20 protein-coding genes and 2 pseudogenes are annotated in these 24,739 nt (G+C 71.2%); 9 read left to right on the forward strand and 13 right to left on the reverse strand.

Going from position 1 to position 24,739, the window contains the following annotated elements; all coding sequences use genetic code 11:
- The 3 genes and pseudogenes from IE209_RS15655 to IE209_RS33880 all read right to left on the reverse strand — a co-directional run.
- Positions 1-278, reverse strand: a pseudogene (locus IE209_RS15655) (imelysin family protein); the annotation flags it as partial.
- Positions 278-1,702, reverse strand: coding sequence for a di-heme oxidoreductase family protein (locus IE209_RS33875; RefSeq protein ID WP_373305353.1), 1,425 nt, complete (start codon positions 1,700-1,702; stop codon positions 278-280). The pseudogene IE209_RS15655 and the gene IE209_RS33875, both read right to left, overlap by 1 nt.
- A complete protein-coding gene (locus tag IE209_RS33880) occupies positions 1,699-2,889 on the reverse strand; it encodes an imelysin family protein (protein WP_229882878.1) in 1,191 nt (396 codons plus the stop codon). Before IE209_RS33880 ends, IE209_RS33875 begins: the two co-directional genes overlap by 4 nt.
- Positions 2,890-3,046: 157 nt before the next feature.
- Between IE209_RS33880 and IE209_RS15665 the strand changes: the two genes are divergently transcribed.
- Together IE209_RS15665 and IE209_RS15670 are read left to right on the forward strand one after the other, a co-directional pair.
- The gene (locus IE209_RS15665; RefSeq protein ID WP_186329730.1) at positions 3,047-3,217 is read left to right on the forward strand and encodes a hypothetical protein; all 171 of its coding nucleotides are present in this window, start codon (positions 3,047-3,049) and stop codon (positions 3,215-3,217) included.
- 55 nt (positions 3,218-3,272) lie between these two features.
- On the forward strand, positions 3,273-4,169 hold the full coding sequence (locus tag IE209_RS15670; protein WP_189687894.1) for a transglutaminase family protein: 897 nt from the start codon (positions 3,273-3,275) through the stop codon (positions 4,167-4,169).
- Position 4,170: 1 nt separating this feature from the next.
- Here IE209_RS15670 and IE209_RS15675 read toward each other — a convergent pair whose 3' ends face one another.
- Complete coding sequence (locus IE209_RS15675; protein WP_189687895.1) at positions 4,171-6,489, reverse strand: YgiQ family radical SAM protein; 2,319 nt, start codon at positions 6,487-6,489, stop codon at positions 4,171-4,173.
- A 146-nt stretch (positions 6,490-6,635) separates the two neighbouring features.
- On the opposite strand from IE209_RS15675, the gene IE209_RS15680 reads away from it, so the two are divergent.
- The 4 genes and pseudogenes from IE209_RS15680 (at position 6,636) to IE209_RS15695 (ending at position 11,243) form a co-directional block, all read left to right on the forward strand.
- Positions 6,636-7,913, forward strand: coding sequence for an HD-GYP domain-containing protein (locus IE209_RS15680; protein WP_189687896.1), 1,278 nt, complete (start codon positions 6,636-6,638; stop codon positions 7,911-7,913).
- 73 nt (positions 7,914-7,986) lie between these two features.
- Positions 7,987-9,159: an MFS transporter gene (locus tag IE209_RS15685; protein WP_189687897.1), complete on the forward strand. Its 1,173-nt coding sequence runs from the start codon at positions 7,987-7,989 to the stop codon at positions 9,157-9,159.
- A gap of 83 nt (positions 9,160-9,242) precedes the next feature.
- A complete protein-coding gene (locus tag IE209_RS15690) occupies positions 9,243-10,397 on the forward strand; it encodes a mechanosensitive ion channel family protein (protein WP_189687898.1) in 1,155 nt (384 codons plus the stop codon).
- Between the two features lie 39 nt (positions 10,398-10,436).
- A pseudogene (locus tag IE209_RS15695) lies at positions 10,437-11,243 on the forward strand (prephenate dehydratase).
- A 48-nt stretch (positions 11,244-11,291) separates the two neighbouring features.
- Here the strand turns inward: IE209_RS15695 and IE209_RS15700 are convergent.
- From IE209_RS15700 to IE209_RS15715, 4 genes are all read right to left on the reverse strand, one after another.
- Entirely contained in the window at positions 11,292-12,842 is a 1,551-nt protein-coding gene (locus IE209_RS15700; RefSeq protein ID WP_189687899.1) for a PepSY-associated TM helix domain-containing protein, read from the reverse strand.
- A 19-nt stretch (positions 12,843-12,861) separates the two neighbouring features.
- Positions 12,862-15,321 (reverse strand): TonB-dependent siderophore receptor, encoded by a 2,460-nt coding sequence (locus IE209_RS15705; RefSeq protein ID WP_229882879.1) that lies wholly within the window; start codon positions 15,319-15,321, stop codon positions 12,862-12,864.
- Positions 15,322-15,465: 144 nt separating this feature from the next.
- Positions 15,466-16,425, reverse strand: a complete 960-nt coding sequence (locus IE209_RS15710) for a FecR domain-containing protein (RefSeq protein WP_189687900.1) — start codon at positions 16,423-16,425, stop codon at positions 15,466-15,468.
- Positions 16,422-16,925 carry a sigma-70 family RNA polymerase sigma factor gene (locus tag IE209_RS15715; RefSeq protein ID WP_189687901.1) on the reverse strand — a complete coding sequence of 168 codons (504 nt, stop codon included), beginning with the start codon at positions 16,923-16,925 and terminating at the stop codon, positions 16,422-16,424. The genes IE209_RS15710 and IE209_RS15715 overlap by 4 nt, the downstream gene beginning before the upstream one ends.
- Positions 16,926-17,091: 166 nt before the next feature.
- Here IE209_RS15715 and IE209_RS15720 point away from each other — a divergent pair, with 166 nt between their 5' ends.
- From IE209_RS15720 to IE209_RS15730, 3 genes are all read left to right on the forward strand, one after another.
- Positions 17,092-18,027, forward strand: coding sequence for a bifunctional helix-turn-helix transcriptional regulator/GNAT family N-acetyltransferase (locus tag IE209_RS15720; protein ID WP_189687902.1), 936 nt, complete (start codon positions 17,092-17,094; stop codon positions 18,025-18,027).
- A 79-nt stretch (positions 18,028-18,106) separates the two neighbouring features.
- Positions 18,107-18,697 carry a chromate transporter gene (locus tag IE209_RS15725; protein ID WP_189687903.1) on the forward strand — a complete coding sequence of 197 codons (591 nt, stop codon included), beginning with the start codon at positions 18,107-18,109 and terminating at the stop codon, positions 18,695-18,697.
- Positions 18,694-19,275 carry a chromate transporter gene (locus IE209_RS15730; protein WP_189687904.1) on the forward strand — a complete coding sequence of 194 codons (582 nt, stop codon included), beginning with the start codon at positions 18,694-18,696 and terminating at the stop codon, positions 19,273-19,275. The genes IE209_RS15725 and IE209_RS15730 overlap by 4 nt, the downstream gene beginning before the upstream one ends.
- Here IE209_RS15730 and queC read toward each other — a convergent pair.
- Genes queC through dalD form a run of 5 tightly spaced genes read right to left on the reverse strand, consistent with a single transcriptional unit; the run spans position 19,249 to position 24,739 of the window.
- Positions 19,249-19,959, reverse strand: coding sequence for a 7-cyano-7-deazaguanine synthase QueC (queC, locus tag IE209_RS15735; protein WP_189688074.1), 711 nt, complete (start codon positions 19,957-19,959; stop codon positions 19,249-19,251). The two genes, IE209_RS15730 and queC, sit on opposite strands and share 27 nt — an antisense overlap.
- A 2-nt stretch (positions 19,960-19,961) precedes the next feature.
- Positions 19,962-21,434: a xylulokinase gene (gene xylB / locus IE209_RS15740; protein WP_189687905.1), complete on the reverse strand. Its 1,473-nt coding sequence runs from the start codon at positions 21,432-21,434 to the stop codon at positions 19,962-19,964.
- 12 nt (positions 21,435-21,446) lie between these two features.
- Complete coding sequence (locus IE209_RS15745) at positions 21,447-22,376, reverse strand: AraC family transcriptional regulator (RefSeq protein ID WP_189687906.1); 930 nt, start codon at positions 22,374-22,376, stop codon at positions 21,447-21,449.
- Between the two features lie 3 nt (positions 22,377-22,379).
- Positions 22,380-23,330 (reverse strand): carbohydrate kinase family protein, encoded by a 951-nt coding sequence (locus tag IE209_RS15750; protein ID WP_189688075.1) that lies wholly within the window; start codon positions 23,328-23,330, stop codon positions 22,380-22,382.
- Between the two features lie 2 nt (positions 23,331-23,332).
- The gene (gene dalD / locus IE209_RS15755; protein WP_189687907.1) at positions 23,333-24,739 is read right to left on the reverse strand and encodes a D-arabinitol 4-dehydrogenase; all 1,407 of its coding nucleotides are present in this window, start codon (positions 24,737-24,739) and stop codon (positions 23,333-23,335) included.

Below are 24,739 nucleotides of genomic sequence, written 5' to 3' on the forward strand. Positions count from 1 at the left end.
GCGCCTTCACCGGTCCGCGCCTCGGCCAGCGCGGCGCCGTCCCCGGCCGCTGCCGCGCACTGGGCCGACAGCGCGGCCACGAGCGCCTGCGCGCGCTGCTGGAAGTCCTGCGCGCGCGGCGCGAACCAGCGGCGCCAGGCGCCTTGCATGAAGTCCGGCGGCCCGTAGAACGGCAGCGCCACGTTGCCCGGCACATGCTGGGCCGCGGCCGGCAACGCCAGGGCCGCCAGGCCGCTCAGCACCAGGCGCCGGCGCGATCCGTCGATGGCAGTGGTCATCACAGCGACTCCACGAACTTGACCAGGGCTGCGCGCTCCTCGGCCGTGAACCGGATCACCGCATCGCGGCTGGCCTGGGCCTCGCCGCCATGCCACAGCACGGCCTCGAGCACGCCGTTGGCGCGGCCATCGTGCAGCAGCCGGGTGTGGCCGTTGACGTCCTTGATGAGGCCGATGCCCCACAGCGGCGGCGTGCGCCACTGGCGGCCGTTGGCCTGGAAGTCGGGCCGGCCGTCGGCCAGGCCCTCGCCCATGTCGTGCAGCAGCAGGTCGGTGTAGGGGTGGATGGTCTGGCCCGACAGCGCCTTGCTGGTCAGCCGCGGGAACGGGCCCTCGGCCGTGGTGTAGCTGGGCCGGTGGCAGACCGCACACTGGGCCTGCGCGAAGAGCTGCTGGCCGCGCAGCACCTGGGGATCGTCGGCGTTGCGCCGGGCCGGCGGTGCCAGCGTGGCGGTGTAGAACACCACGTCCTCGAAGGTCTTGTCGTCGACCTCGGGCTGCTGGCCCTGCGCACCGCGCGGCGCGGCCAGGCAGTCCTTCTGCCTGGGCATGCAGGTCTCGTCGGGGAACAGGCTGGAGGTGATGCCCATGTCGCCGTGGAAGGCGCCGGCGGTCTGGTGCGCGACCGTGGCCACGTTGGCCTTCCAGCCGAAGCGGCCCAGCAGGGTCTTCTGCGAGGGCTGGTCCCAGACCTCGTTGACCTGGCCGCGGATCGGCCCGCCGGCGTCGGCCTGGGCGCGCGCGTTGCCGCGGATGGCGTCCTCGGGAATGGCTTCGAGCAGGCCCATGCCGATCACCTGCGGCGCCAGCCGCGGGCTGACCATCACGTCCTTGGCCATGGGGCCGTAGTTCAGGCCCTTGAAGCCGTAGACGGGCTTTTGCAGCGTGTAGCGCGTGCCGTCGGCGAAGCGGCCGTGGACGGCCTCGTAGCGGATCGTGATGCTGCCCTCCGGCTTCACACCGTTGACCGCGAAGTTGGAGAACTGGTCGCCGTAGACCGGGTCGGGCAAGGGCCCGCCCGCCTTGTCCCGGCCCGGCACCGACAGGCGCAGCAGCAGGCCCACGGGCTGGTCCGACAGGCCCCTCGCGAAGTCCGGTGGCTGGCCGCGGCCGTCCTGCGTGTGGCAGCCGCCGCAGGAGCGCGCGATGAAGTGCGGGCCCAGGCCGTCGCGCGCCTTGGTCGAGGCCGGTGCCTGCACCCAGTTGCGCTTGAAGAAGGAGTTGCCGATCACGAAGCGCGTGCGCTCCGGGTCGGTCAGATTGGCAGCGGGAAACGAGAAGGCGTTCTGGCCCGTGGCGTAGACCGTGGTGGCGCCGCCGACGGCGACGTCGTCGGCCGGCGCCGGGTCGCTGGCGGCCCAGGCCAGGCCCAGCGAGGCCAGGGAGATGCCGGCCGCCGCGCCTGCGATGCGACGAGGGCTCAAGGTTGCACCAGCGTGAGTTTGGTGATGCCCAGCGCGCTGGCGGCTTCGACGATGTCCTTGGACTGCTGGGTCAGGCTGTCGATGGTGGCCTGGATCTTGGCGCGGCCCGGATTGCCGACCTTGATGGCCTGGTCGAACGGCGCGGGGATGGCCTCGGCCGCGGCCACCGAGGTGGCGATCTGCTTCGTCGTCTTCTCGGCCACGGCGGCGTCGCGCGCGGCCACGAGCTCGCGCAGGCCGGGGCCCTGCAGCTGGCTGCCGTCGCGGCGCTTGAACTGGCCGAGCCAGACGTTCTGGATGCCGGTCGCGTTGGCCACGGCGTCGCGGTGGGTGTTGTCCGAGAAGCAGGAGTGCTCGTCCTCCTGGTCCTGGCTGGCCAGGGCGACCTCGAGCCGCTCGCCGGCCAGCTCGCCGCGCGACAGCGAGCCCAGGCCCACGAGCATCTTGCGCACCGACTCCATGCCGCCGCGCTCGAAGCGCGCGCGGTAGTTCTTGGCCTGGTTCGGCGCCCAGGCGCGGGCCACGGAGCGCAGGTCGTCGACGAGCAGCTCGGTCACCACGCGCAGGTACTGGCGGCGCCGGTCGGCGTTGGGCTTGCCGCCGTCCACGAAGTCGGTGTAGGGCCGGTTGCCCGGGCCGGTTTCCGACAGGTCCTGGCCCCACAGCAGGAATTCGATCGCGTGCCAGCCGGTCGCGATGTTCTCCTCGCCGTCGCGCTCGTTGAGCGAGGACAGCTGCTTCTTGGTGATGGGCACCTTGCGGTTGTTGATGATGCCGGCGTCGGGCGCGTCGACCACATAGTCCACGTAAGACTCGTCCATGGGCCAGGCGTTGATGCGGCCCTCGGGGCCGTCGTCGCTGTCGATCGGACCGCCGTAGAAGCGGAAGGCTTCCGTCTGGCCGTAGAACTCGCGTGCTTCCAGCCAGGCCTTGCGCGCGGCGTCCAGTCCTTGCTGCGAGGGCTTGTCGAGGAAGGCGTGGATGGCCGTCTGCAGCGCCTGTGCGGCGGCCAGCGCGTCCTCGTACGCCGCGCTGACGAGCTGGGCGTGGTGGCGCACGGCGGGAGCGATGTCGGCGGCGACGGCCTTGCTGGCGGCGGCGGGTTTGGCGGCGGGGCTCTGGGCCCAGGCGGGCGCGCAGGCCGCGGCAGTGGCGGCCAGGACCCAGGCGATGGTCGAATGCTTCAAGGCAGTGCTTCTCGGAGTTGCAGCGAGGAGCCCATTCTAGATGCGAGTGATTATCAAGTTGTTGGGGCCGACGGCTGGCTGACAGCAACCGGACAGGCGGCGGCGGTCGATGTGCGATCATCGCGGGTTCGTTTTTACCGTCCGACAGGAGAAGACCATGGGCAACAAACTCGTCACCGAAGCCGACCGCCGCGCCACCCCCGCACCCACGCCCGCCGGCGGCCTGGTCCTGCGCCGTTCCGGCGGCGGCCAGCGCGTGAGCCTGGAGCGCGGCGTCGCCACGCGCAGCAAGAAGAACCCGGGCAAGCGGCCCCACAAGGGCGGTTGATCGCCCCTGCCGCGGCCCGTGCAATGCGGGCCGCCCCTTTGCGAGGCATGCCGCCATGGCCACGCAGTACGACATCCACCACACCACCACCTACCGCTACCGCACGCCGGTCCGCTTCGGCCTGCACCGCGTGATGTTCCGGCCGCGCGACAGCCACGACCTGCGCGTGCTGGCGACCGACCTGCAGGTCAGCCCGGCCGCCTCCGTGCGCCTGATCCAGGACCCGCATTCCAACTCCGTCGCCCTCGTGCAGCCCGAGGGCGAGGCCACCGCACTGAGCATCGTGTGCGCCTTCACGGTCGAGCACGTGCCCTCCCCCGGCGACCTGCTGGCGCTGGACCCGGCGGCCGAGTTCCTGCCCTTCGCCTACTCGCTGCAGGACCGGCTGGACCTGGAGCACTACCTGCGCCCGCACCACGAGGACCCCGATGGCCTGCTGCTGCGCTGGGCCCACCAGTTCCTGCGCAGCGACGCGCCCAACAGCACGCGCGAGACGCTCAAGCGCATGAACGCGCACATCCACACCGAATTCAGCTACCAGTCGCGCGACGAGGAAGGCACGCAGACGCCGTTGCAGACCCTGGCGGCGCGCAGTGGCAGCTGCCGCGACTACGCGCTGCTCATGATGGAGGCCGTGCGCCGGCTGGGCATCGCCACGCGCTTCGTGTCGGGCTACCTGTACGACCCAGCCCTGGACGCCGCGGGCCAGCAGGCCGGCGACAGCATCGTGGGCGCCGGCGCCACGCACGCCTGGCTGCAGGCCTACCTGCCCGGCGCAGGCTGGGTCGCCTTCGACCCGACCAACGACTTGATGGGCAGCGGCCATCTGCTGCGCGTGGGGGTGGCGCGCGACCCGGCGCTGGCCACGCCGATCAGCGGCAGCTGGTTCGGCGAGCCCGACGCCTACGAGGGCATGGACGTGGCCGTGAAGGTCACGCGGCGCCAGGGCTGATTCAGCGCGCCTTGCCGGGCTTGCGCGCGGCGGTGCCGGCGCGCGGCGGCAGGCCGGTGTGCTGCGTGAGCAGGCGGCCCTTGACGGCCTTGTCCGCCACCGTGCGGGCCTGCTGCGGCGCGGGTGTGGAGTTCTTGCGCCGCGCGCTCTGGTAGCCGCCATCGGTCAAAGGCTGCCAGGTCGGGATCAGGTGGTGCTTGCCGTTGCCGATCAGGTCGGCCCGGCCCATGGCCTTGAGCGCCTCGCGCAAGAGCGGCCAGTTGTTGGGGTCGTGGTAGCGCAGAAAGGCCTTGTGCAGCCGGCGGCGCTTCTCGCCGCGCACGATGTCCACGCCCTCGCTGTCGCGCGTGATCTTGCGCAGCGGGTTCTTGTTGCTGTGGTACATGGCCGTGGCCGTGGCCATGGGGCTCGGGTAGAAGGTCTGCACCTGGTCGGCGCGGAAACCGTTCTTCTTGAGCCAGATGGCCAGGTTCATCATGTCCGCGTCGCTGGTGCCCGGGTGCGCGGCGATGAAGTACGGGATCAGGTACTGCTTCTTGCCCGCCTCGGCAGAGAACTTCTCGAACATCTGCTTGAACTTGTCGTAGCTGCCGATGCCCGGCTTCATCATCTTCGACAAGGGCCCCTGCTCGGTGTGCTCTGGCGCGATCTTCAGATACCCGCCCACGTGGTGCTGCACGAGTTCCTTGACGTACTCGGGCGACTGCACGGCCAGGTCGTAGCGCAGGCCCGAGCCGATCAGGATCTTCTTGATGCCCTTGAGCGCACGCGCGCGCCGGTAGATCTTGATCAGCGGGCCGTGGTCGGTGGTCAGGTTCTGGCAGATGCCAGGGTAGACGCAGCTGGGCTTGCGGCAGGCGGCCTCGATCTCGGGCGACCTGCAGCCGATGCGGTACATGTTGGCCGTGGGGCCGCCCAGGTCGGAGATGGTGCCCGTGAAGCCCGGCACCTTGTCGCGGATCTCCTCGATCTCGCGGATGATGGATTCTTCCGAGCGGCTCTGGATGATGCGGCCCTCGTGCTCGGTGATCGAGCAGAAGGTGCAGCCGCCGAAGCAGCCGCGCATGATGTTCACGGAAAAACGGATCATCTCCCAGGCCGGGATCTTGGTCGCGCCGTCGTGGCCGCCGTGCTCGTCCGCATAGCGCGGGTGCGGGCTGCGCGCGTACGGCAGGTCGAAGACGTGGTCCATCTCGGCCGTGGTCAGCGGGATCGGCGGCGGGTTGATCCAGACGTCGCGCGCCGTGTGGCCCTCGCCGTGCGCCTGCACGAGTGCGCGCGCGTTGCCGGGGTTGGTCTCCAGGTGCAGCACGCGGTTGGCGTGGGCATAGAGCACGGCATCGGACCTGACCTGCTCGTAGCTGGGCAGGCGGATCACGCTCTTGTCGCGTGGCGGCGGCTTCAGGGCCACGCGCGGGTTGGCGACGAACTGGATGGTCTGGATCGGCGGGTTGGCCGCATTGGCCTGGTCGGCCACGGCCTGGGCCTCGTCTTCCTTGGCGCAGGTGGCGCCATTGGCCTTGGCCTGCTCCGAGACCATGAGGTAGGGGTTCACGTGCGCGTCGACGCGGCCCGGCAGGTCCACGCTGGTGGAATCGATCTCGAACCAGCCCTCCGGCGTCTCGCGCCGCACGAAGGCCGTGCCGCGCACGTCCGTGATCTCGGCGACCGGCACGCGCGCTGCCAGCCGGTGCGCCACCTCGACGATGGCGCGCTCGGCGTTGCCGTACAGCAGCAGGTCGCACTTGGCGTCGACCACGATGGAGCGGCGCACCTTGTCGCTCCAGTAGTCGTAGTGCGCGATGCGGCGCAGGCTGCCCTCGATGCCGCCCAGCACGATGGGCACCTCGGGAAAGGCCTCGCGGCAGCGCTGCGAGTACACGATGGCCGCACGGTCGGGCCGCGCACCGCCGACATCGCCCGGTGTGTAGGCGTCGTCGCTGCGGATCTTGCGGTCCGCCGTGTAGCGGTTGATCATGGAATCCATGTTCCCGGCCGTCACGCCCCAGAACAGGTTGGGCTTGCCCAGCACGCGGAAGGGCTCGGCGCTGGTCCAGTCCGGCTGGGCGATGATGCCCACGCGAAAGCCCTGGGCTTCCAGCATGCGGCCGATCACGGCCATGCCGAAGCTGGGGTGGTCGACGTAGGCGTCCCCTGTGACCAGCACGATGTCGCAGCTGTCCCAGCCCAGGGCCGCCATCTCCTCGCGCGAGGTCGGCAGGAACTTCGCCGTGCCGAAGCGGGCCGCCCAGTACTTGCGGTAGCTGGTCAGCGGCTTGGCGGCGCGCGCGAAAAAGGAAACGTCGACGGGGGCGTTCATCGGGTGGGGGATGTCCTCGGAGCGGGACGGCAGGCGGGGAAAGGCGCGATTTTAGGCGGCCACGCCATGTTCCTGCCCGCGTAAGGGCACAGCAGCCGTCGCTGTGCTACAAATCTTGGTAGCGATCAGACACAAAACTCTCACAAATGTCGTCCAATTTCCGGGAAGCCGTCCAACAGCTCGTGGACGGGCGGCCGCCGACCGCTGTCAACGCCATCTACAGTTCCCAGGGCATCAAGCTGATCGAGCGCGGCGTCAAGGTCGACCCCCGCCTGTACGAGCGGCTGCTGCGCCACCAGCTCGCGGCGCCGCTGGAAGACGCCCTGCAGGCCCAGGACAGCATCCACGGCAAGGCACTGCGCGGCACGGCGGAACATCTGATCGAGCGCCGGCCCGTGCTGGCCTTCCTCTTGCGGCATGGCAACCACCAGGCCGCCTTGCTCGACGCGCTGGAAGCCATTCCCTTGCCGCCGCCGGTCGCCTTCCAGCTCAGTGTGGCGCGCGACGTGCACCCTGCCCTGTTCCAGTACGCCGTGTGCACGGCCCTGCTGGCCGGCTGGCTGGTGCAGCGCCCGGGCCTGCTGCGCTACGACCTCGTCATGCCCATGGCGGCCGGCCTGCTGCAGGACCTGGGCATGATGCACATCGACCACGCCTTGCTGCAACCCAAGGGGGACCTCACGGCCGAGCAGCGGCGCCAGCTGTATTCGCATCCGCTGGTCTCGGCGCTGTTGCTGGAGCGCCACCACGAATACCCGCGCGAGCTGATCCGCGCCGTGCGCGAACACCACGAGCTGCTCGACGGCTCGGGCTATCCCGCCCATCTGGCGGGGGACCGGATCAGCCCCTGGGGCCGCGTGGTGTCGCTGGCCCAGGTCATGTCGGCCTTGCTGCGGCCCGGGCGCGCCCTGTCGGCGCTGCGCCTGTCGCTCCTGCTGCGCACCAACCGCCACCAGTTCGACCCGGCGCTGGGCGACCGCGTGCTGAACGCCTTGCGCGGCCTGGCCAGCGAGCACGCGCTGGGCACCGTCACCGGCATGGCAGCGCTGGAGCCGGTGGCCTCGCCCGTCGGCCAGCTCATCGGCTTCGACCGGGTGCTCGGCGCCTGGCCGGCCACGCTGGCCTCCGACCCCGCAGCCACACCGGCACGCGTGCAGGGCATGGCCGCGATCGGCCGCCAGTGCAGGCAGATGCGCCGGCTGCTGGCCGACGTGGGCGCCAGCGGCGACCAGCTGCAGATGCTCGGCGACGACGACCAGGACGCCGATCTCATGAACGAGCTCTCGCTGATCGCCCAGGAAATGGCCTGGCAGCTGCGCACGCTGGCGCGCAACGCCAGCCGCCGCTGGGCGCCGGCGGCCGACGAGGCGCTGCCGGCCGCCCTCGCCGCCTGGGTGGGCGAGGTGGAGGCCTGCCTGGCCTGAAGCGCGCGGGCGGCACGGCAGCGCGGCGACGACCGTGGGACACTGCACGGCTTTGCCGCGCCCTGCCGCCCCGATGGATTCCCCCGCTTCCCCTCCCTCGCTGGCACGCCAGCTGCTGCCGCTCATGGTGGTCATGGTGCTCGTGCACCTGGCCTTCACGGGAGGGCGCGTGGCGCTCTCGCTCTACGCCATCGCGCTGCATGCGCCCACCGTGGTCGTCGGCCTGCAGGTCAGCCTGCTGTCGGTGCTGCCCATGCTGCTGTCGGTGCGGCTGGGCCGCTGGATCGACCGCGTGGGCATGCAGCGGCCGGCCCGCATCGCGATCGCCACCACGGCCGTGGGCGCGGCGCTGCCGGCGCTGTGGCCCTCGGTGCCGGTGCTGTGCCTGGCCAGCATGCTGCTGGGCAGCGGCTTCATGCTGCTGCACATGACCATCTACAACGAGGTCGGCCACAGCACCAACGACCAGACCCGCGTGCGCGCGTTCACGCTGCTGGCGCTGGCGTTTTCTACCTCCACGGTGATGGGCCCGGTGATCGCCGGCATCGCCATCGACGGCATCGGCCACCGCTGGACCTTCGCGCTGCTGCTGCTGTTCCCGCTGCTGGCGCTGGCCGTGCTCGTGGTGCTGCGCATCCGCGTGGCGCCGCGCAACGCGCCGGGCGGTGTGGCGGGCGCCGGCAAGGTCATGGACCTGCTGCGCGACCCGCGCATGCGCGCCGTCTTCATCGTGAGCGGCCTGCTGTCCATGGGCTGGGACATGTTCACCTTCATGGTGCCCGTGCAGGGTGCGCGCATCGGGCTGTCGGCTTCCACCATCGGCCTCATCATGGGCTGCTTCGGCGTGGCCACCTTCGTCGTGCGCCTGGCCATGCCGCTGCTGCAGCGCCACCTCAACGAATGGCAGACGCTGACCATCTCGCTGGGCGTGACGGCCGCCGTCTACCTGTTGTTCCCGCTGACGACGGCCGTGCCGCTGCTGTTGGCGCTGGCCTTCGTCAACGGGCTGAGCCTGGGTTCCACGCAGCCCATGGTCATGAGCCTGGTGCACCAGGTGGCGCCGCCGGGGCGCTCCGGCGAGGCCCTGGGCGTGCGCGCCACCATCATGAACGCCAGCCAGGTGTTCCTGCCCATCCTGTTCGGCGGCCTGGGCTCGGCGGCCGGCATGGGGCCGGCGTTCTGGACGCTGGCGGCCATCCTGTCGGGTGGGACGGCCTACGCGCGGCGCTTCTCGCGCAGCGCGTGAAGCGGTCCGTGCGCGCGCCTCCTACAGGATGCACACCCCAGGGCTGATCGCCCCGGGTGCGGCCGAGCGGATATAAACCGCCGATGCTGCTCTCCGACTGGTTCCACACCACCTTGCTGCTCGGCGTGCCCATGACCCAATGGGTGCTGGCCGCCGGCGCTGCCCTCGCCGCCTACTTCGTCATGCGCACCGCCCTGCGGTTCGCGCGCGGACGCATCCGCCGGAGCGCCGAAGCCGACCCGGCCGCGCGCGGCCTGGGCCAGGTGCGGCCCACGCTCGCGCAGATGCTGGACGCCACGAACGGGCTGCTGCTGACGGTGGCCTCCTTGCTGGTCGGCCTGTCGCTGCTGGACCTGCCGGCGCGCTGGTCCGACCGCGTGGCCCAGCTCTGGTACGTGACCGTGGCCCTGCAACTGGCGCTGTGGGGCGCGCGCCTGATCGACGTGCTGATGCAGCGCCAGCTCATGCGCCATGCCGCGCCGGGCAGCTCGCCGCAGGCCACGGTGTCGAGCACGCTGATCGGCTGGGGGCTCAATACCGCGCTATGGGCCGTGGTGGCGCTCGCCGTGCTGTCCAACCTGGGCTTCAACATCACGGCCTTCGTGGCCAGCCTGGGCATTGGCGGCATCGCCATCGCGCTGGCCGCGCAGAACATCCTCGGGGACTTGTTCGCCTCGATCGCCATCGCGCTGGACAAGCCCTTCGAGGTCGGCGACGCCATCAACAACGGCAGCGTCAACGGCACGGTCGAGCATGTGGGCATGAAGACCACGCGGCTGCGCAGCCCCAGCGGCGAGCAGATCGTGGTCTCCAACACCGAGCTGCTCAAGGGCTCGCTGCGCAACTTCAAGCGCATGAGCACGCGCCGCATCGAGTTCACGGTGGGCGTGAGCTACGCCACCACGCCCGAGCAGGCGGCCGAGATCCCGGCCGTGATCCGCCGCGTGGTCGAGGCCCAGCCCGAGCTGGTGTTCGACCGCGCCCATTTCGCCAAGCTGGGCGAAAGCTCGCTGGACTATGTGGTGGTCTACGTCATGCAGACCGCCAACTACGGCCAGTACATGGACAACCAGCAGGCCATCAACATCGGCCTGATGCGCGAATTCGCGGCCATGGGCGTGGAATTCGCGTTCCCGACGCGCAACGTGGTGCTGTCCGGGCCCTCGCCGCTGCCACCGGAGGCGGCGGCGCAAGCGCCCGGCGCGGCCGCCGCTGCGTCCCAGCCCGGCGCGGCCTGAACCCGGACCGCATTGCCGCAACCCGCCGTGCCGCCCGCCATGGCCACCGCCACGCCCGTGGGCTATCTCGGGCCGGCCGGCAGCTGGACCCACCAGGCCTGCACCGAGCTCTATGGCGAGCGCGGCCTGGTGCCGTGCGAACGCGAAGAGCTGTTCGCTGCCTTTGCGCAGGGCCGGCTGGCCAGGCTCTGCGTGCCCGTGACGACCTCGCTCGTCGGGGCCACGCCCTAACTGGACGATGTGCTGGCCATGCGCGGCGGCCGCATCGTGGCCGAATACACGAGGATGCTGGGCTACAGCCTGCTCGTGAAGCCGGGCACCGCGCGGGCCCAGGTGAAGGCCGTGCTGGCCCATCCTGTCGCGCTGCAGGAGGTCAAACCCTGGCTGGACCGGGAAATGCCCACGGTCGAGCGCCGGCCGGCAGCGAGCGCCGGTGCGGCGGCCCAGGAGGTCGCCGGCGCTGCGGCACCGGGCCTGGCGGCCATGGGCCCGCCCGCCGCGGCCCGCATCCACGGGCTGGTCGCGCTGGCCCAGGGCATCGAAGAAGGGCCGCACAACGTCACGCGGTGGTGGGTCATCGGGCGCGAAGTGCCGCCGCCGACCGGCCACGACAAGACGAGCCTGCGGCTGCGCACATCGGAGCGGGCGTTCGGCAGCGCGCTGCAGGCCCTGGCCGGGCTGACCGGCCGGGTCCTGGCCATCTACGAGCGTCCCGGCAGGACCACGCTGGACGGCCACGTGTACCTGATCGACCTCGCGGGGCATGCCGCGCAGGAGCCCCTGAAGTCGTTCCTCGACGCGAACGCCGGTTTCGACCTGCTGGGCGCGTATCCGCGCTGCTACTGAGCACGGGTTCGCACGGCGATCGTGCGGCGCCGGCGGGGGCCGGCCCGGTCAAGACACCCTGGATGCCTGGGCGCGGGCACCGATGGCCAGCGCATGGCAGGCGCCGGCGAGGACCAGCAGCGTCGCATCGAAGGCGGCCGCCATCGTGTCTGCGGCCAGCAGGCCCGACGCCAGGTTCCGTTCGCTGAAGAACAGATTCCAGACCGGCAGCGTGGCCAGGAGGATGGCCGCCGCCCGGAACTGTTCGAACCACAGCCGGCGCACCGGTCGCAGCAGCGCATGCAGCCAAGCCGCGCCCCAGGCCAGGAAGAACAAATGGATTTCCCAGGCGCTGCGGTCCGGCAAGCACGCTGGCAGCAAGCGGTTGGCCCACAGGAAGACGGCCATGGCGAGCGGTAGCCCCGCGATGGTGGCGACGTTGAGCCGTTCCACGCTGCGCACGCCGAGGCCGGCCCGGTGTGCGGCGGCCGATGGCACGCGGCGTTTCCATGCCCACAGCACCAGGCCCGTTGCGACCATGGCTGCGCCCGCCAGGCTGGAGAGAAAGTAGAGCCAGCGCAGCACGGGCTGCGCGAACCGTCCCAGGTGCAGCCCATAGAGAACGCCGTGGAGCTGGCCCGCCGCGCTGGCTGCATCGCGTCGCTCCAGCAATGCGCCGCTGCGCCCTTCGAACAGCAGGAAGCGCGGGCTGACCGACACGCGGTCCGCGTCCGAATGCACCACGCGGACGCGCGCGGCTGCGTCGCCGGGATGGTCCACCACCACGCGACCCACGTGGGGCCCGCCCCATGCGCGCTCGGCCAGGGCAACCATGGCCGCGACATCCGGCAGCGCGGCGGCTGCTCCGCTGGCCGGACCGGGCGGCATGTGGGCGGTCAGTGCGGCGCGCAGCGCGAGCCGTTGCTCGGCCGTGTTCAAGGCCATCTGTGCGCCCCAGGGCATGTACAGCGTCATGAGCGTCACCAGCCCGGTGTAGGTGATCATGAAATGGAATGGCAACGCCAGCACCGACAGCGCGTTGTGCGCGTCGAGCCAGGAACGTGCGCCCTTCCCCGGGCGGAACGTGAAGAAGTGGTGCAGGAGCTTTCTGTGCGTGACGACGCCGGTCACCAGGGCGACCAGCATGGACATCGCCGCCAGACCGACCAGCCATCTGGCCGGAATGCGCGGCAGGTAGTGCAGCGAGAAGTGGAAGTAGTAGAAGAACTCGCCGCCTGCGGTGCTCCGGGGCGCGAGCCGGGCGCCCGTGCCGGGGTGCAGCAGGGCCCGTCCGGCCCCCTGCGGACCATCCCACGCGAGCGCCACCACATTGCTGCGCGCACCGGGCAGTTCGATGCTCCATTGCCCGCCGGGTGGCGCGAGCTCCTGCAACGCAAGCAGGGCCTGCGCCGCGCTGTGCGGCGCGGGCGGACGCTCCGGCATCGCGGGAACTTCGGGCCGCATCCATTGCGAGATCTCTTCGCGGAAGTAGCTCGCAGCGCCGGTCAGAAACATCGCATAGAGCAGCCAGCCCAGCAGCAGGCCGGCCCAGCTGTGCAGGCCGGCCATGGCCTGGCGCACCGATGGCGCGCCGCGCGAGGCGGATGACTGCGCGTCCATGCGCATGCGTCCGCCGGCGTCAGTAGCGGTACATCGCGCTCAGGTTGGCCGTGCGCTCCGCGCTGCGATAGCAGATCGAACCGTTGCAATCCATCAGCGCTTGCTTGTTGAACAGGTTGTTCACGTTCAGCGAAAAGCGCCAGGGACCCGTGTCGACGCCGAGCGCGAGGTCCACGAACGTGAAGCTCGGGTTGGTGATGTCGAGGTTACCGGTGTCCCAGGCGGACCGCGACTTGCCAAGATGGCGCACACCCAGCGCCGCAAAGGCGCTGGTCGCGCCATCCAGCTCGAACGTGTACTTGGTCCACACGGAGGCGTTGTGCCGCGGCGCACTCATCTGGGACAGCCCCAGGTCGCCATCGTTGCTGCGGGTGATCTCGGTGTCGAGCCAGGTGTATTGCGCCACCAGGCTCACATTGCTCGACAGGTCCGCGCGTGCCTCCAGTTCCAGGCCGCGCGAGCGCACCTCGCCGGTCTGGATGACTTCTCCGGGCACGTTCGGCGCCGTCGTCGAGACATTGGTGCGCACGAGCTCGAACACCGATGCGGTGGAGCTGAGCCTGCGGTCCGCGGGCTGGTAGCGCACGCCGGCTTCGACCTGCCGCCCCTTGGACGGCTTGAGCGGCGCGCCGCTCACGTCCTTGCCGATCTCCGGCGAGAACGAGGTCGCGTAGTTCGCATAGGGCGCCCAACCGTTCTCGAAGAGGTACACCGCACCCAGGCGGCCGGTGGTGGCACTGTTGTTGTTCTGGTAGGCCGACACACGGCTGTTGTCGTTGGTGAACGTGCGCGTGCCCGACGTGTCCGCCGAATCGTGCCGCAGCCCGGCCGTGACCACCCACTTGTCCCACTTGATCTGGTCCTGCAGGTACAGGCCGCGCTGCGTGGACGGGATCCTGTCCACGTAGGGGTTGGCGCTGGGCGTCACGGGGATGCGGGCGTAGACGGGGGCGTACAGGTTCAGCGGCGACACCATGGGCGTCGCGTAGGGGAATTCATCGGTGGTGCGGCCGTTCGAATAGTCGAAGCCGGCCAGCAGCAGGTGCTGGACCACACCCGTGGACAGCCGGGCCTGCACATGGGTGTCCACGAGCAGGCCGCGCCAGTGCGTCTCGCGCGGGGAGAAGCTGCGGTTGAGCGTTTCCTGGTCGGCCTGCAGGCCGCGCGGAAACACGTTGGTTTCCGCGCGCTCGAGCTCGGTGCGCCGCGCGCTCTGCCGCAGCGTCCAGGTGTCGTTGAAACGGTGCTCGAACTCGTAGCCGAACATGCGGTTGTCGCGGCGCCAGCGGTTGTCGAGGCCGCCCACGTTCACGCTGGCGCTGGGCTGGCCGCGGGGGCCGGGATGTTGCAGCTGGTTCTGCCAGGCGTAGGCCTGGTTCTCCTTCTGGTAGCGGCCCAGCAAGGTGAGCCTGGTGTCGGCGTCGGGCTGCCAGCTCAGTGCAGGCGCCACGTAGAGACGGTCGTCGCGGTCGTGGTCGAGCCGGGTGTCCGAGTCGCGCCCCAGCAAGGTCAGGCGGTACGTCCATTTGCTGTCGGGATCGAGCGCCCCGGCCAGATCCGCTTTGATCTGCTTGCGGTTGTAGGTTCCGTACTCGATGCCGACTTCTCGCAGCGTCTGCGCGGTCGGCCGCTTGCTCACGGCGTTGACCATGCCGCCCGGGGGCATCTTGCCGTAGAGCACCGAGGCCGGACCCCGCAGCACTTCCAGGCGCTCCAGGCCATAGGGTTCGATGGGCGACGCGTAGGCCCGGCCCGAGGTCAGCAGGCCGTCCATGTAGACACCGGCGGTGCCAAGTTCGAAACCACGCAACAGGGAGAACTCATCGACCGCCCAGGGCTTGAGGTTCGGCGTGACGCCTGCGGTGTAACGCAGCGCCTCGTCCAGGGACTCGGCCTTGCGGTCACCGATCTCCTCGGCCGTGATGACGGAGACGGACTGCGGGTTCTCGATCAGCAGCGAATCGGTCTTGGTGGCCGTGGCGCTGCGCCGGGCCACGTAGCCGCGCACCGGGCCGGTCGCGGTTTCCCGATCCGCAAGGCCTTTGACCGTCACCGGGGCGAGCGTCGCCGCCGCGGCTGCTGCCGGCGGTGCCGAGACCGGCTGCGACTTGCGCAGGACATAGGCGCCCGCGCCCTGGGGCGCCACTTCGTAGCCGCTGCCGCGCAGCAGTTGCGCGAAGCCGTCGCGCGCGGTGTAGCGGCCCTGCAGACCGGCGCTGCGCAGGCCTGCCAGGGTCGCCGGCTCGAAGACCAGTTGCACGCCCGACTCGGCGGCATACTGGGCCAGCACGTCGGACAGCGGGCCGGCCGCGATGGTGTAATGCCGCGCGCCAGCGCTCGGTTCGGCTGCGAGCGCGGGAAGTGCCGCCATGGTGCTGGTGGCGAAGACGCCGCACAGCGCGCCTCGCATGGCGTTCGCGGTGATGGCGAGCGCGAAGCGCTCGACCGCCCGATGGCGGCTTGGTTGCAGTGGTCGCATGGGTGTTCGTCCTGGTGTCTTCGGTGCAGCGTGGCGCTCGGCAGTTCGAGCCGGCGTTCCCCTGCACACCGGACGAGGCCCGGAAAGTGATCACCCTCGACGAACTTTTTTTTTGGGGCCCGTGTTGTGCCCTGCGAAACCGAACTACCGCGGCACGACCATGGTCTGGTCCGCACCGCGGCGCTCGATGCGCAAGGGCAGCGACCGCGCGAGCGTGGCCAGGCTGGCCTCCGTGTTCCTCAGGGACAGGGCGCCGGACAGGCGCAGATCGGCCACGGCCGGATCGCAGCGCAATGCGCCGGCCCGGTAGCGCGCCAGCTCGGCGAGGACATCGGCCAGCCGCATGTTCTTGGCCACCAGCATGCCCTGCGTCCACGCGGCGGCGTTGGCCTCCACGGCCGCAACCGCGCCCATGCCGGCGGCGGAGAAGTCGACCGTTTCGCCGTCCCGCAGCCGCCGCGACGCGCCGCCGACCGTCTGGACTTCCACTGCGTGGGCGAACACGGCGACACGTGTCGTGTCGTCATCGAGCCGGCGCACGCTGAACCGCGTGCCCAACGCACGTGCGGTGCCCTGTGGCGTCTCGACCAGGAAGGGGCGGTGCTGCGGTGCCGGATCGGCTTGGGTGAGCACCAGGATTTCTCCGGCCAACAGGCGGATGCGCCGCTCGTCACGGTTGAACCGCAGATCGACCGCGCTGGCGGTGTTGAGCGTCAACTGCGATCCGTCGGCGAGCTGGAGCGTGCGCTGTTCGCCGATGGCCGTGCGCGCGTCCGCCATCCAGGTCTGCCAAGACAACTGCCGCCAGGCCAGCCAGCCTGCAGGCGGCGCCAGCAGCATGGCGCCCAGCAGGCCGAGGCCTGTGCGCCGGCCCGGTCGCGGCAGGCTGCGCAGCGCGCGTGGCCCGATCTGCGGCGGCAGCTGCGCGAAGGTGCCCAGCATGGTCTCGGCGCGCGCCCACGCCTGCTGGTGGGCGGGGCTTTGCTGGCGCCAGCGTGCGAAGGCGGCCGTGTCGCGTTCCGACATCTCGCCATAGCGCAGCGCGATCAGCCAGTCGGCCGCCTCGCTCAACAAGGCCGGGTCCGGCGGGACGTCGGCCGTCACGTCACGCCCATGCAGGCCACGAAAGCCCGGTGGATGTGGCGCCGCACCGTGATGACCGGCATCGCCATCCGCTCGGAGATCTGCTGGAGTGTCAGCCCGTCGAACTGCGCCAGCAGGAACACTTCGCGTGTGCGCGCCGGCAAGCTCGCCAACATGGCGTCCACCCGCACCAGCGCTTCGACGACCAGCAGCCGTTCTTCGGGGGACGGCGCAAGCGCCTGAGGAAGCTGCGCGATGGCTTCCAGGTAGGCGCGCTCGACGGCGCGGCGACGCCACAGATCGGTCACGAGGCCTTTGGCGACATGCGTCAGGAAGGCGCGCGGTGCGTCCCCCCAGGCGTCCCCGCGTGAGGACACCAGCAGCCGCACGAAGGTGTCATGGGCCAGATCGGCAGCGTCGCTCGCATTGCCCAGACGCCGCCGCAGCCAGGAGAGAAGCCAACCGTGGTGGTCACAGTACAGCGCTTCGACGGAGGTCGGCGAGAAACCGGCAGATGTCATGAACCAATGCGCCCGATGACGCGCCCATCTTGCAGAAATGAGAATTGCTATCGATTGTATCGACAAGAACGCACACCATTGCGGCTCGGCTGCGGGCGCCGCATCAAGCTGCACGCGGCGCGCAATTGCATGACTCTGTCAGCCAATTTGCTAGACTCCGTCAATCATGGACGAACCGATCACCGAACAGGTCAAGGCGCTGCGCGCCTTCAACCGCAGCTACACGCGCAGCACCGGCCTGCTGGAGCCTTACCTGGACAGCGCGCTCTCGCTGACCGAGGTGCGCGTGCTGTACGAGCTGGCCCACCGCGCGCAGAGCGCCGCCAGCGAGATCGGCCGCGAGCTGGGCCTGGACACCGGCTACCTGAGCCGCATCCTCAAACGCTTCGAAGCGCGGGGCTGGCTGCAGCGCCACAGTTCACCGGCCGATGGCCGCCAGCAAGACCTGCGGTTGACCCCGGCCGGCCATGCCGCGTTCGCGCCGCTGCAGCAGAAGTCGCGCGATGCCGCGCGTGCGCTGCTGGAGCGCTTGCCGGCCGCCGAGCGCGTGGAACTGGTCGATGCCATGGCCAAGGTGCAGCGCCTGCTCGCCCCACCTGCGGCCAGTGCGGCAGCACGCCCGCGCACGGCCGTGCTGCGCGAACCGCGGCCTGGGGACATGGGCTGGGTCGTGCAGCAGCACGGCGAACTCTATGCGCGCGAGTACGGGCTGGACGCGCGCTTCGAAGCCCTGGTGGCCGACATCGCGGCGCGCTTCGTGCGCAACTTCCAGCCCGGCTGGGAGCGCTGCTGGATCGCCGAGCTGGACGGTGAGCGCGTGGGCTCGGTCTTCCTCGCGCGCAAGAGCGCCACCGTGGCGCAGCTGCGCCTGCTGATCCTGGCGCCGGCCGCGCGCGGCATGGGCCTGGGAGGCCGCCTGACCGACGAATGCCTGGCCTTCGCACGCACCCGGGGCTACCGCAAGATGGTGCTGTGGACCCACAGCTGCCTGACGGCTGCACGCAGCATCTACGCGGCGCGCGGCTTCGTGCTCACGAAAAGCGAGCCCTACGAGGACTTCGGCCAGTCGCTGGTCGGCGAGACCTGGGAGCTCAAGCTCTAGGGTCGGCTGCGCGCGCCGCCCCGGCCCGGCACTGGCCTCGGCCGGCTCCCGGACGGCGACGGCCGGGATAATCCGCACCATGCCCGCCCCCGACCCCGCGCCGCAACCCGCCGGCGCCCTGGCGCAGCCGCGCTCCAAGACCGACCTCTTCCTCTCCTTCACCTGGCTCGCATTGCAAGGCTTCGGCGGCGTGCTGGCCGTGGTGCAGCGCGAACTCGTGGAAAAGAAGCGCTGGATGGGCCGTGACGAGTTCGTCGAGGAATGGGCCGTGGCCCAGATCATGCCGGGGCCCAACGTCGTGAACCTGGCCCTCATGTTCGGCGCGCGCCACTTCGGCCTGCCGGGCGCACTGGCCGCGCTGTCCGGCATGCTGCTGGCGCCACTGGCCGTGGTGCTCGGCCTGGCGCTGGCCTACACCCGGTTCGCCGAGGATCCGCACATGGCCGGCGCCCTGCGCGGCATGGGCGCCGTGGCTGCCGGGCTCATCCTGGCCACGGGCCTCAAGCTGGTGCCGGCCCTGCGCGGCAACGTGCTGGGGCGCGGCCTGTGCATGGTCTTCGGCGGCCTGTGCTTCGCCGGCATCGCGCTGCTGCGCTGGCCGCTGGCCTACGTGCTGTTCGGCCTGGGCGCGCTGGCCTGCGTGCTGGCCTGGCGGCGGATGGCGCCATGAACGGCGTGTCGCTGGCCTTGGGCCCGGCCGACTGGCTGGCGCTGTTCCTGCACTTCGCCACGCTCTCGCTGCTGGCCGTGGGCGGCGCGATCACGACGGCGCCCGACATGCACCGCTTCCTGGTCGACCAGCGGCACTGGCTGACCGACCCGCAGTTCAGCGCCTCGATCGCCATCGCCCAGGCCGCGCCCGGCCCCAACGTGCTGTTCGTCGCGCTGATGGGCTGGAACGTGGGGCTCAATGCGGGCGGCTACGCGACGGCCGCACTGGGGCTCACGGTGACCATGGTCGGCGTGCTGCTGCCCAGCTCCACGCTGACCTACCTCAGCGCGCAATGGGGCCACCGCAACCGGCACCGGCGCAGCGTGCGCGCCTTCAAGGCCGGCATGGCGCCCATCGTCGTGGCCCTGCTGGTCGCCACGGGTTGGGTGTTGGCCGGCAGCCAGGGTATGGCCGCGCAGAACTGGCGGCTGTGGCTGCTGACGGCCGTGGTGGCGCTGCTGGTCTGGCGCACGCGGGTGCACCTGCTGTGGCTGCTGGGCGCCGGCGCGCTACTGGGCGGCTTGGGCTGGGTCTGAGTAACGTTCCCAGCCCTTGGCCCGCAGCACGCAGGCCGGGCAGTTGCCGCAGCCGTAGCCCCAGGCGTGCAGCGCACCGCGTTCGCCCAGGTAGCAGGTGTGGGTGTGCTCCACGATGAGCGCCACCAGCGCCCGGCCGCCCAGGCGCTCGGCCAGCGACCAGGTGGCGGCCTTGTCGATCCACATCAGCGGCGTGTCGATCAGGATGCGCCGGTCCATGCCCAGCGACAGCGCGATCTGCATGGCTTTGATGGTGTCGTCGCGGCAGTCGGGGTAGCCCGAGAAGTCGGTCTCGCAGACACCCGTGACCAGCACGTCCAGCCCGCGCCGGTAGGCCAGCGCGGCCGCCAGCGTGAGGAACAGCAGGTTGCGCCCCGGCACGAAGCTGTTGGGCAGGCCCTGCTCCTGCATCTCCATCGCGATGTCGCGCGTGAGCGAGGTCTCGCTGATCTCGCCCAGCACCGGCACGGCCAGCAGATGGTCTTCGCCCAGGCGCGGGGCCCAGTGCGGGAACTGTGCGCGGAACTGGCGCAGCACCTCCAGCCGCGCATCGAGCTCGATGCGGTGGCGCTGGCCGTAGTCGAAGGCGATGGTCTCGACGCGTTCGTACTGCGCGAGCGCGTGGGCCAGGCAGGTGGTGGAATCCTGGCCGCCCGAGAACAGCACCAGGGCATGGCGCGGCAGGGTCACTGGACGCCCTGCGCGAAGACCGGCTTGAGCGCGGCATACACCGCGCGGAAGCGTTCCAGCCGCGGCTGGTGCAGCGCGCCCGTGCCCTCGCCCGGCTCGAACAAGCCACGCCGTGGCGGCACGGTGCAGACCGTGGTCTCGTCGCCGCCGTCGGCCAGCCAGGCCAGGCGTGCGGCGCCCAATGCGCCGCCCGATTCGCCGCCAGCGCCCAGGGCCAGCGGCACCTGCAGGATGTCGGCTAGCAGCTGCGACCACCAGGCGCTGCGCGCGCCGCCGCCTACCAGCGACAGCGGCCTGGCGTTGGGCGGCCGGGACAGCGTGTCCAGCCCGTCGCGCAGGCCCAGGCCCACGCCCTCGACGACGGCGTAGGCGATGTCGGCGCGCGAATGCGCGGGCGTGAGCCCGTACAGCACGCCGCGCGCCTGGGCGTCGTTGTGCGGCGAGCGCTCGCCCGACAGGTAGGGCAGGAACAGCGGCGCCCGGGCGCGCGCCGCGCCGTCCAGCACGGCCGCGGCCTGGAAGAAGCCCGGGATGTCGGCGAACCCATAAGCACGCACGGCCCAGTCCACGCTGCTGGCGGCCGACAGCATGACCGACATCTGGTGCCAGCGGCCCGGCAGCGCATGGCAGAAGGCGTGCACGGCCCGCGCCGGGTTGGGCGTGAAACCGTCGGAGCAGACGAAGATCACGCCCGAGGTGCCGAGCGAGACGAAGCCCTGCCCCGGCGCGACCAGCCCCATGCCGACCGCGCTGGCGGCGTTATCGCCGCCACCGCCCGCGATCGGGATGCCGGCCGGCAGACCCCAGCGCTGCGCGAGTTCGGGCTTGAGCTGGGCCGAGACCGCATTGCCCTCGACCAGGCGCGGCATGTGCGCACGCGTGAGGCCGCAGGCGGCCAGCAGTTCGTCGGACCAGTCGCGCCGGCCCACGTCCAGCCACAGCGTGCCGGACGCGTCGGACATGTCGCTGACGGCCTCGCCGCCCAGCCACAGGCGCAGCCAGTCCTTGGGCAGCAGCACCCGCCGCGTCCTGGCAAAGACCTCGGGCTCGTGCTGGCGCACCCACAGCAGCTTGGGCGCGGTGAAGCCGGGCATGGCCAGGTTGCCGGTGATGCGGACCAGGTCCGGCACGGCCTGCGTGAGTTCGGCGCACTGGGCGGCGCTGCGCCCATCGTTCCACAGGATGGCCGGGCGCAGCACGGCGTCGGCCGCGTCCAGCAGCACGGCGCCGTGCATGTGGCCCGACAGGCCGATGGCGCGCACGCTGCGCATGGCGTCCGGGTGGCGCACGCGCAGCGCGGCCATCACCACGTCCAGCGCGTCGGCCCAGGCCTGCGGTTGCTGCTCGGACCACAGCGGCTGTGGACGCTGCACCGTCAGTGCGGCGTGCGCGACCCCCACGACGCCGTGGTCGTCGGCGAGCAGCAGTGCTTTCAGTTCGGAAGTTCCGAGATCGAGGCCCAGGTACATGGCAAGAACACTTCAAGAAGCGCCGCCGAAGCGATGTTCCGCCTGGCGGCGGAACTCCGTGGGCGTCACGCCCTTGAGCTCCAGAAAACGGCGGTTGAAGTTTGCCACGTTGTTGAAACCGACCTGGTAGCAGATGTCGGCGACGAAATGGTCGGTCTGCATCAGCAGCCGGCAGGCGCTGTTGATGCGCACCATGTTCACGAAGTCGGTGAAGCTGTTGCCCGTGGCGCGCTTGAAGAAGCGCGACAGCCGGCTCTCGCCCATGCCCAGTTCGCCGGCCAGGTCCGCCAGGCTCACCGAGGCCGCCAGGTCGCCCGTGATGCGGTCGACGATGCGGTTGATCTGCTCCAGCTCGCCGTCGCCCTCGGCGCTCTGGATCTGCACGGTGGACAGCAGCCGGTAGTCGCCGCACTGCGCCAGGTCGGCCAGGTAGGCGCAGAAATGGCCGAAGCGGCGCACGCCGCGCGTGGCCTTGACGGCGTGCCAGTGGGCATGGGCGCGTTCGGACATGCCGAAGAACTCGATGCCGTGCCGCGCGCGCTGCAGCAGCGCCATGACCTCGCGCAGCTCGGGCAGCGATTCGGCGGCGCGCGCGAGCGGCGCGTGCTCGAACTGGATCACGAGGTCACGCTCGGCCACGCCCTCGCCCGCGTCCAGCGAGATCCAGTTGTGCGGCAGGCGCGGGCCGCACAGCACCAGGTGGCCGGGCTCGAACTGGCCGATCCAGTCGCCCACGAAGGCCTTGCCCGAGGTGCAGGTGATCAGGTGCAGCTCGTACTCGTCGTGGAAATGCCAGCGCGCCAGCGGCGTCGGAAAGCCGTGCGCGAGGCAGCGCACGAGGCCGCCGTCCTCGGGCGCCTCGTAGCCCAGCGCCGGCGAGCGCGCGAACTCGCCTTCCAGTTCGGGCTGGCGCTGGCGCGGGCGGCGGCGTGGTGCGGCCATGGCTCAGCGCAGGGTGGCCTGCGCCTGCAGGGCCTCGACGGCCGCGCGCGGCGGTGGGTCGGCGCCTTCGCGCGCGCAGTTCAGCGCGGCGGCCGTCGCCGCGAAGCGCAGCACCGCGGCCCAGGCAGCGTCGGGCAAGGCGGCCAGCGCGTCGGCGTCCTGCACGCCCTGGTCGAGCAAGGCCACGGACAGGCCGGCGCCGAAGGTGTCGCCCGCGCCGATGGTGTCGACCACCTGCACGGGCGGCGGCCGCACCGCGCGCGGGGGCTGGCCGCGGCGGTACAGCGTGGCGCCCTCGGCCCCGCGCGTGATGAGCACCGCGCGCGGGCCGGCCTGCAGCCAGGCCTGCGCCAGCGCATCCAGGGGCTGGCCCGGCGCGAGCAGCGCGCAGTCTTCGTCGCTGAGCTTGAGCAGCTCGCAGGCGGCGATGCACTCGGCGCAGCGCGCGCGCCAGGCCGGCAGATCCTCGACCAGGCTGGGCCGGGCATTGGGGTCGAACACGCGCAGCAGGCGGCCGCGCTGGGCGCGCGCGAAGTCCAGCACGCGCTGGCCCGAGGGCTCGCGCGTGAGCAGGTTGGAGCCGTAGTGCAGCCAGCGGCAGCTGGCGGGCAGAACGGGCAGCGGATCGGGCGCCCACAGCACGTCGGCCGTGCCCCGCATGTAGAAGGCGTAGCGGTTGGTCTGCGGCGTGCGTTCCACGAAAGCCAGCGTGCTGGGCGCGCTGCTGCGCAGCACCAGCCCGGTATCGATGCCGTTGGCCTCGAGATGGGCCAGCAGGCGTTCGCCGAACAGGTCGGTGGACAGCTGCGTGAGGTAGCCCACGGGCGCGCCCAAGCGCGCGGCCGCGACCGCGCCGTTCAGCAGCGCCCCGCCCACATGGCCCTGGAACTGCAAGTCCGGGCCGGGCTGGGCCGTGAAGTCGATCAGGGCTTCACCGACGAAGGCGATGCGCATGCTCATGGCGTCGCCCTCGCCTGCACGAAGGCCGCCACGCGCCGGCAGGACTCGCGCAGCGCAGACACCAGGCGCGCATCGCCGGCCAGCTCGCCCCAGAGCGTGCGGTCGGCCGCGAGCGCCGCCGCCGGATCGGCCGCGGCGCAGATCGCGTGCGCGGCGGCCGGGTCCATGCCCTGGTCCTGGTAGGCATAGGGCAGCCGGCCCGCATGCCAGCGCTGCAGGAAGGCCAGGAACAGCGCGGGCAGCATGGCGACGGCCGCGATGGACTGGCCGGCCGCGAGCCGCTCGCGCACCGTGGGCGCGATGAAGCCCGGAATCTTGGCGAAGCCGTCGGCCGCCACGCGCTGGTTGGTGTCGCGGATCGCCGGGTTGGCGAAGCGCTCGAGCACCACGTCGCGGTAGGCCGGGAGGTCCACCGGGCTTGCGTGGTCGGGCCGGTGCAGGCAGGGAATCACGTCGTCGCTCACGTAGTCGTAGGCCATCTGCCGGATCTCGGCATCCAGCGTGCCCTCATGGATGTACTGCAGGCCGGCCAATGTACCCGCCCAAGCGATGGCGCTGTGGCTGGCGTTGAGGATGCGGATCTTGGCCTCCTCGTAGGGCTGGACCGAGCGCACGAGCTCCACGCCGACCTGTTCCCAGGCCGGGCGGCCGGCCGCGAAGTCGTCCTCGATGACCCACTGGATGAAGCTCTCGCCCGTGACAGGTGCCGCATCGTCGATGCCGGTGGCCTGCCGCACGCGTTCGCGCAGCTCGGGCGGCGGGCGCGGCGTGATGCGGTCCACCATGGCGTTCGGGCAGGTGGTGTGCTGGCGCGTCCAGGCCGCCAGCGGGCCTTCGCCCGCAGCCTCCAGGAAGGCCAGCAGCGCGGCGCGGAAGCGCTCGCCGTTGTGGCGCAGGTTGTCGCAATTGAGCAGCGTGAGCGGCCCTGCCCCGGCCGCCTGGCGCGCGCGCAGGATCGCGGCCACGGCGCCGTAGATGGTGGTGCCGGCCTCGCCACGCGCCGCGCGCGCGATGTCGGCCGCCAGTTCGGGCTGGCTCGGGTCGAGCCGGTGCGCGCTGTCCAGGTGGTAGCCGGCCTCGGTCACCGTGAACGAGACGATGCGCGTGGCGGGATCGGCGCCGCGCACCACCATGGCCGACAGGCCGGGCGCGTAGGGGATGACCTCGCGGATGGCGGTGATGCGCTCGTAGCGGCGCACGCCGGCGGACGTGACCGTCTCCAGCGTGTAGGCGCCACCCTGCTCGGCCAGGGCCTGCACCACGTCGGCCATGTCGGGCCGGATGTTGCAGCCGGCAAGCTGCCAGCGCTGGTCGCCCGCGTCCATCAGGCGCTGCAGATAAACGGCCTGGTGCGCCCGGTGGAAGGAGCCCAGGCCCAGGTGCAGGATGGTGAAGGGGGTCAT

This window comes from Pseudorhodoferax aquiterrae (assembly GCF_014652235.1).
In the GTDB taxonomy this organism is placed as follows: Bacteria; Pseudomonadota; Gammaproteobacteria; order Burkholderiales; family Burkholderiaceae_C; genus Pseudorhodoferax; species Pseudorhodoferax aquiterrae.

Coding starts and splice junctions, on each gene's coding strand:
- IE209_RS15730 (WP_189687904.1), top strand. CDS start 18,694: ATGAACGGCGTGTCGCTGGCCTTGGGCCCGGCCGACTGGCTGGCGCTG.
- IE209_RS15700 (WP_189687899.1), bottom strand. CDS start 12,842: ATGGACGCGCAGTCATCCGCCTCGCGCGGCGCGCCATCGGTGCGCCAG.
- IE209_RS15720 (WP_189687902.1), top strand. CDS start 17,092: ATGGACGAACCGATCACCGAACAGGTCAAGGCGCTGCGCGCCTTCAAC.
- IE209_RS15690 (WP_189687898.1), top strand. CDS start 9,243: ATGCTGCTCTCCGACTGGTTCCACACCACCTTGCTGCTCGGCGTGCCC.
- dalD (WP_189687907.1), bottom strand. CDS start 24,739: ATGACCCCCTTCACCATCCTGCACCTGGGCCTGGGCTCCTTCCACCGG.
- IE209_RS15750 (WP_189688075.1), bottom strand. CDS start 23,330: ATGCGCATCGCCTTCGTCGGTGAAGCCCTGATCGACTTCACGGCCCAG.
- xylB (WP_189687905.1), bottom strand. CDS start 21,434: ATGTACCTGGGCCTCGATCTCGGAACTTCCGAACTGAAAGCACTGCTG.
- IE209_RS15725 (WP_189687903.1), top strand. CDS start 18,107: ATGCCCGCCCCCGACCCCGCGCCGCAACCCGCCGGCGCCCTGGCGCAG.
- IE209_RS15675 (WP_189687895.1), bottom strand. CDS start 6,489: ATGAACGCCCCCGTCGACGTTTCCTTTTTCGCGCGCGCCGCCAAGCCG.
- IE209_RS15715 (WP_189687901.1), bottom strand. CDS start 16,925: ATGACATCTGCCGGTTTCTCGCCGACCTCCGTCGAAGCGCTGTACTGT.
- IE209_RS15670 (WP_189687894.1), top strand. CDS start 3,273: ATGGCCACGCAGTACGACATCCACCACACCACCACCTACCGCTACCGC.
- IE209_RS15745 (WP_189687906.1), bottom strand. CDS start 22,376: ATGGCCGCACCACGCCGCCGCCCGCGCCAGCGCCAGCCCGAACTGGAA.
- IE209_RS15685 (WP_189687897.1), top strand. CDS start 7,987: ATGGATTCCCCCGCTTCCCCTCCCTCGCTGGCACGCCAGCTGCTGCCG.
- IE209_RS15665 (WP_186329730.1), top strand. CDS start 3,047: ATGGGCAACAAACTCGTCACCGAAGCCGACCGCCGCGCCACCCCCGCA.
- IE209_RS15705 (WP_229882879.1), bottom strand. CDS start 15,321: ATGCGACCACTGCAACCAAGCCGCCATCGGGCGGTCGAGCGCTTCGCG.
- IE209_RS15680 (WP_189687896.1), top strand. CDS start 6,636: ATGTCGTCCAATTTCCGGGAAGCCGTCCAACAGCTCGTGGACGGGCGG.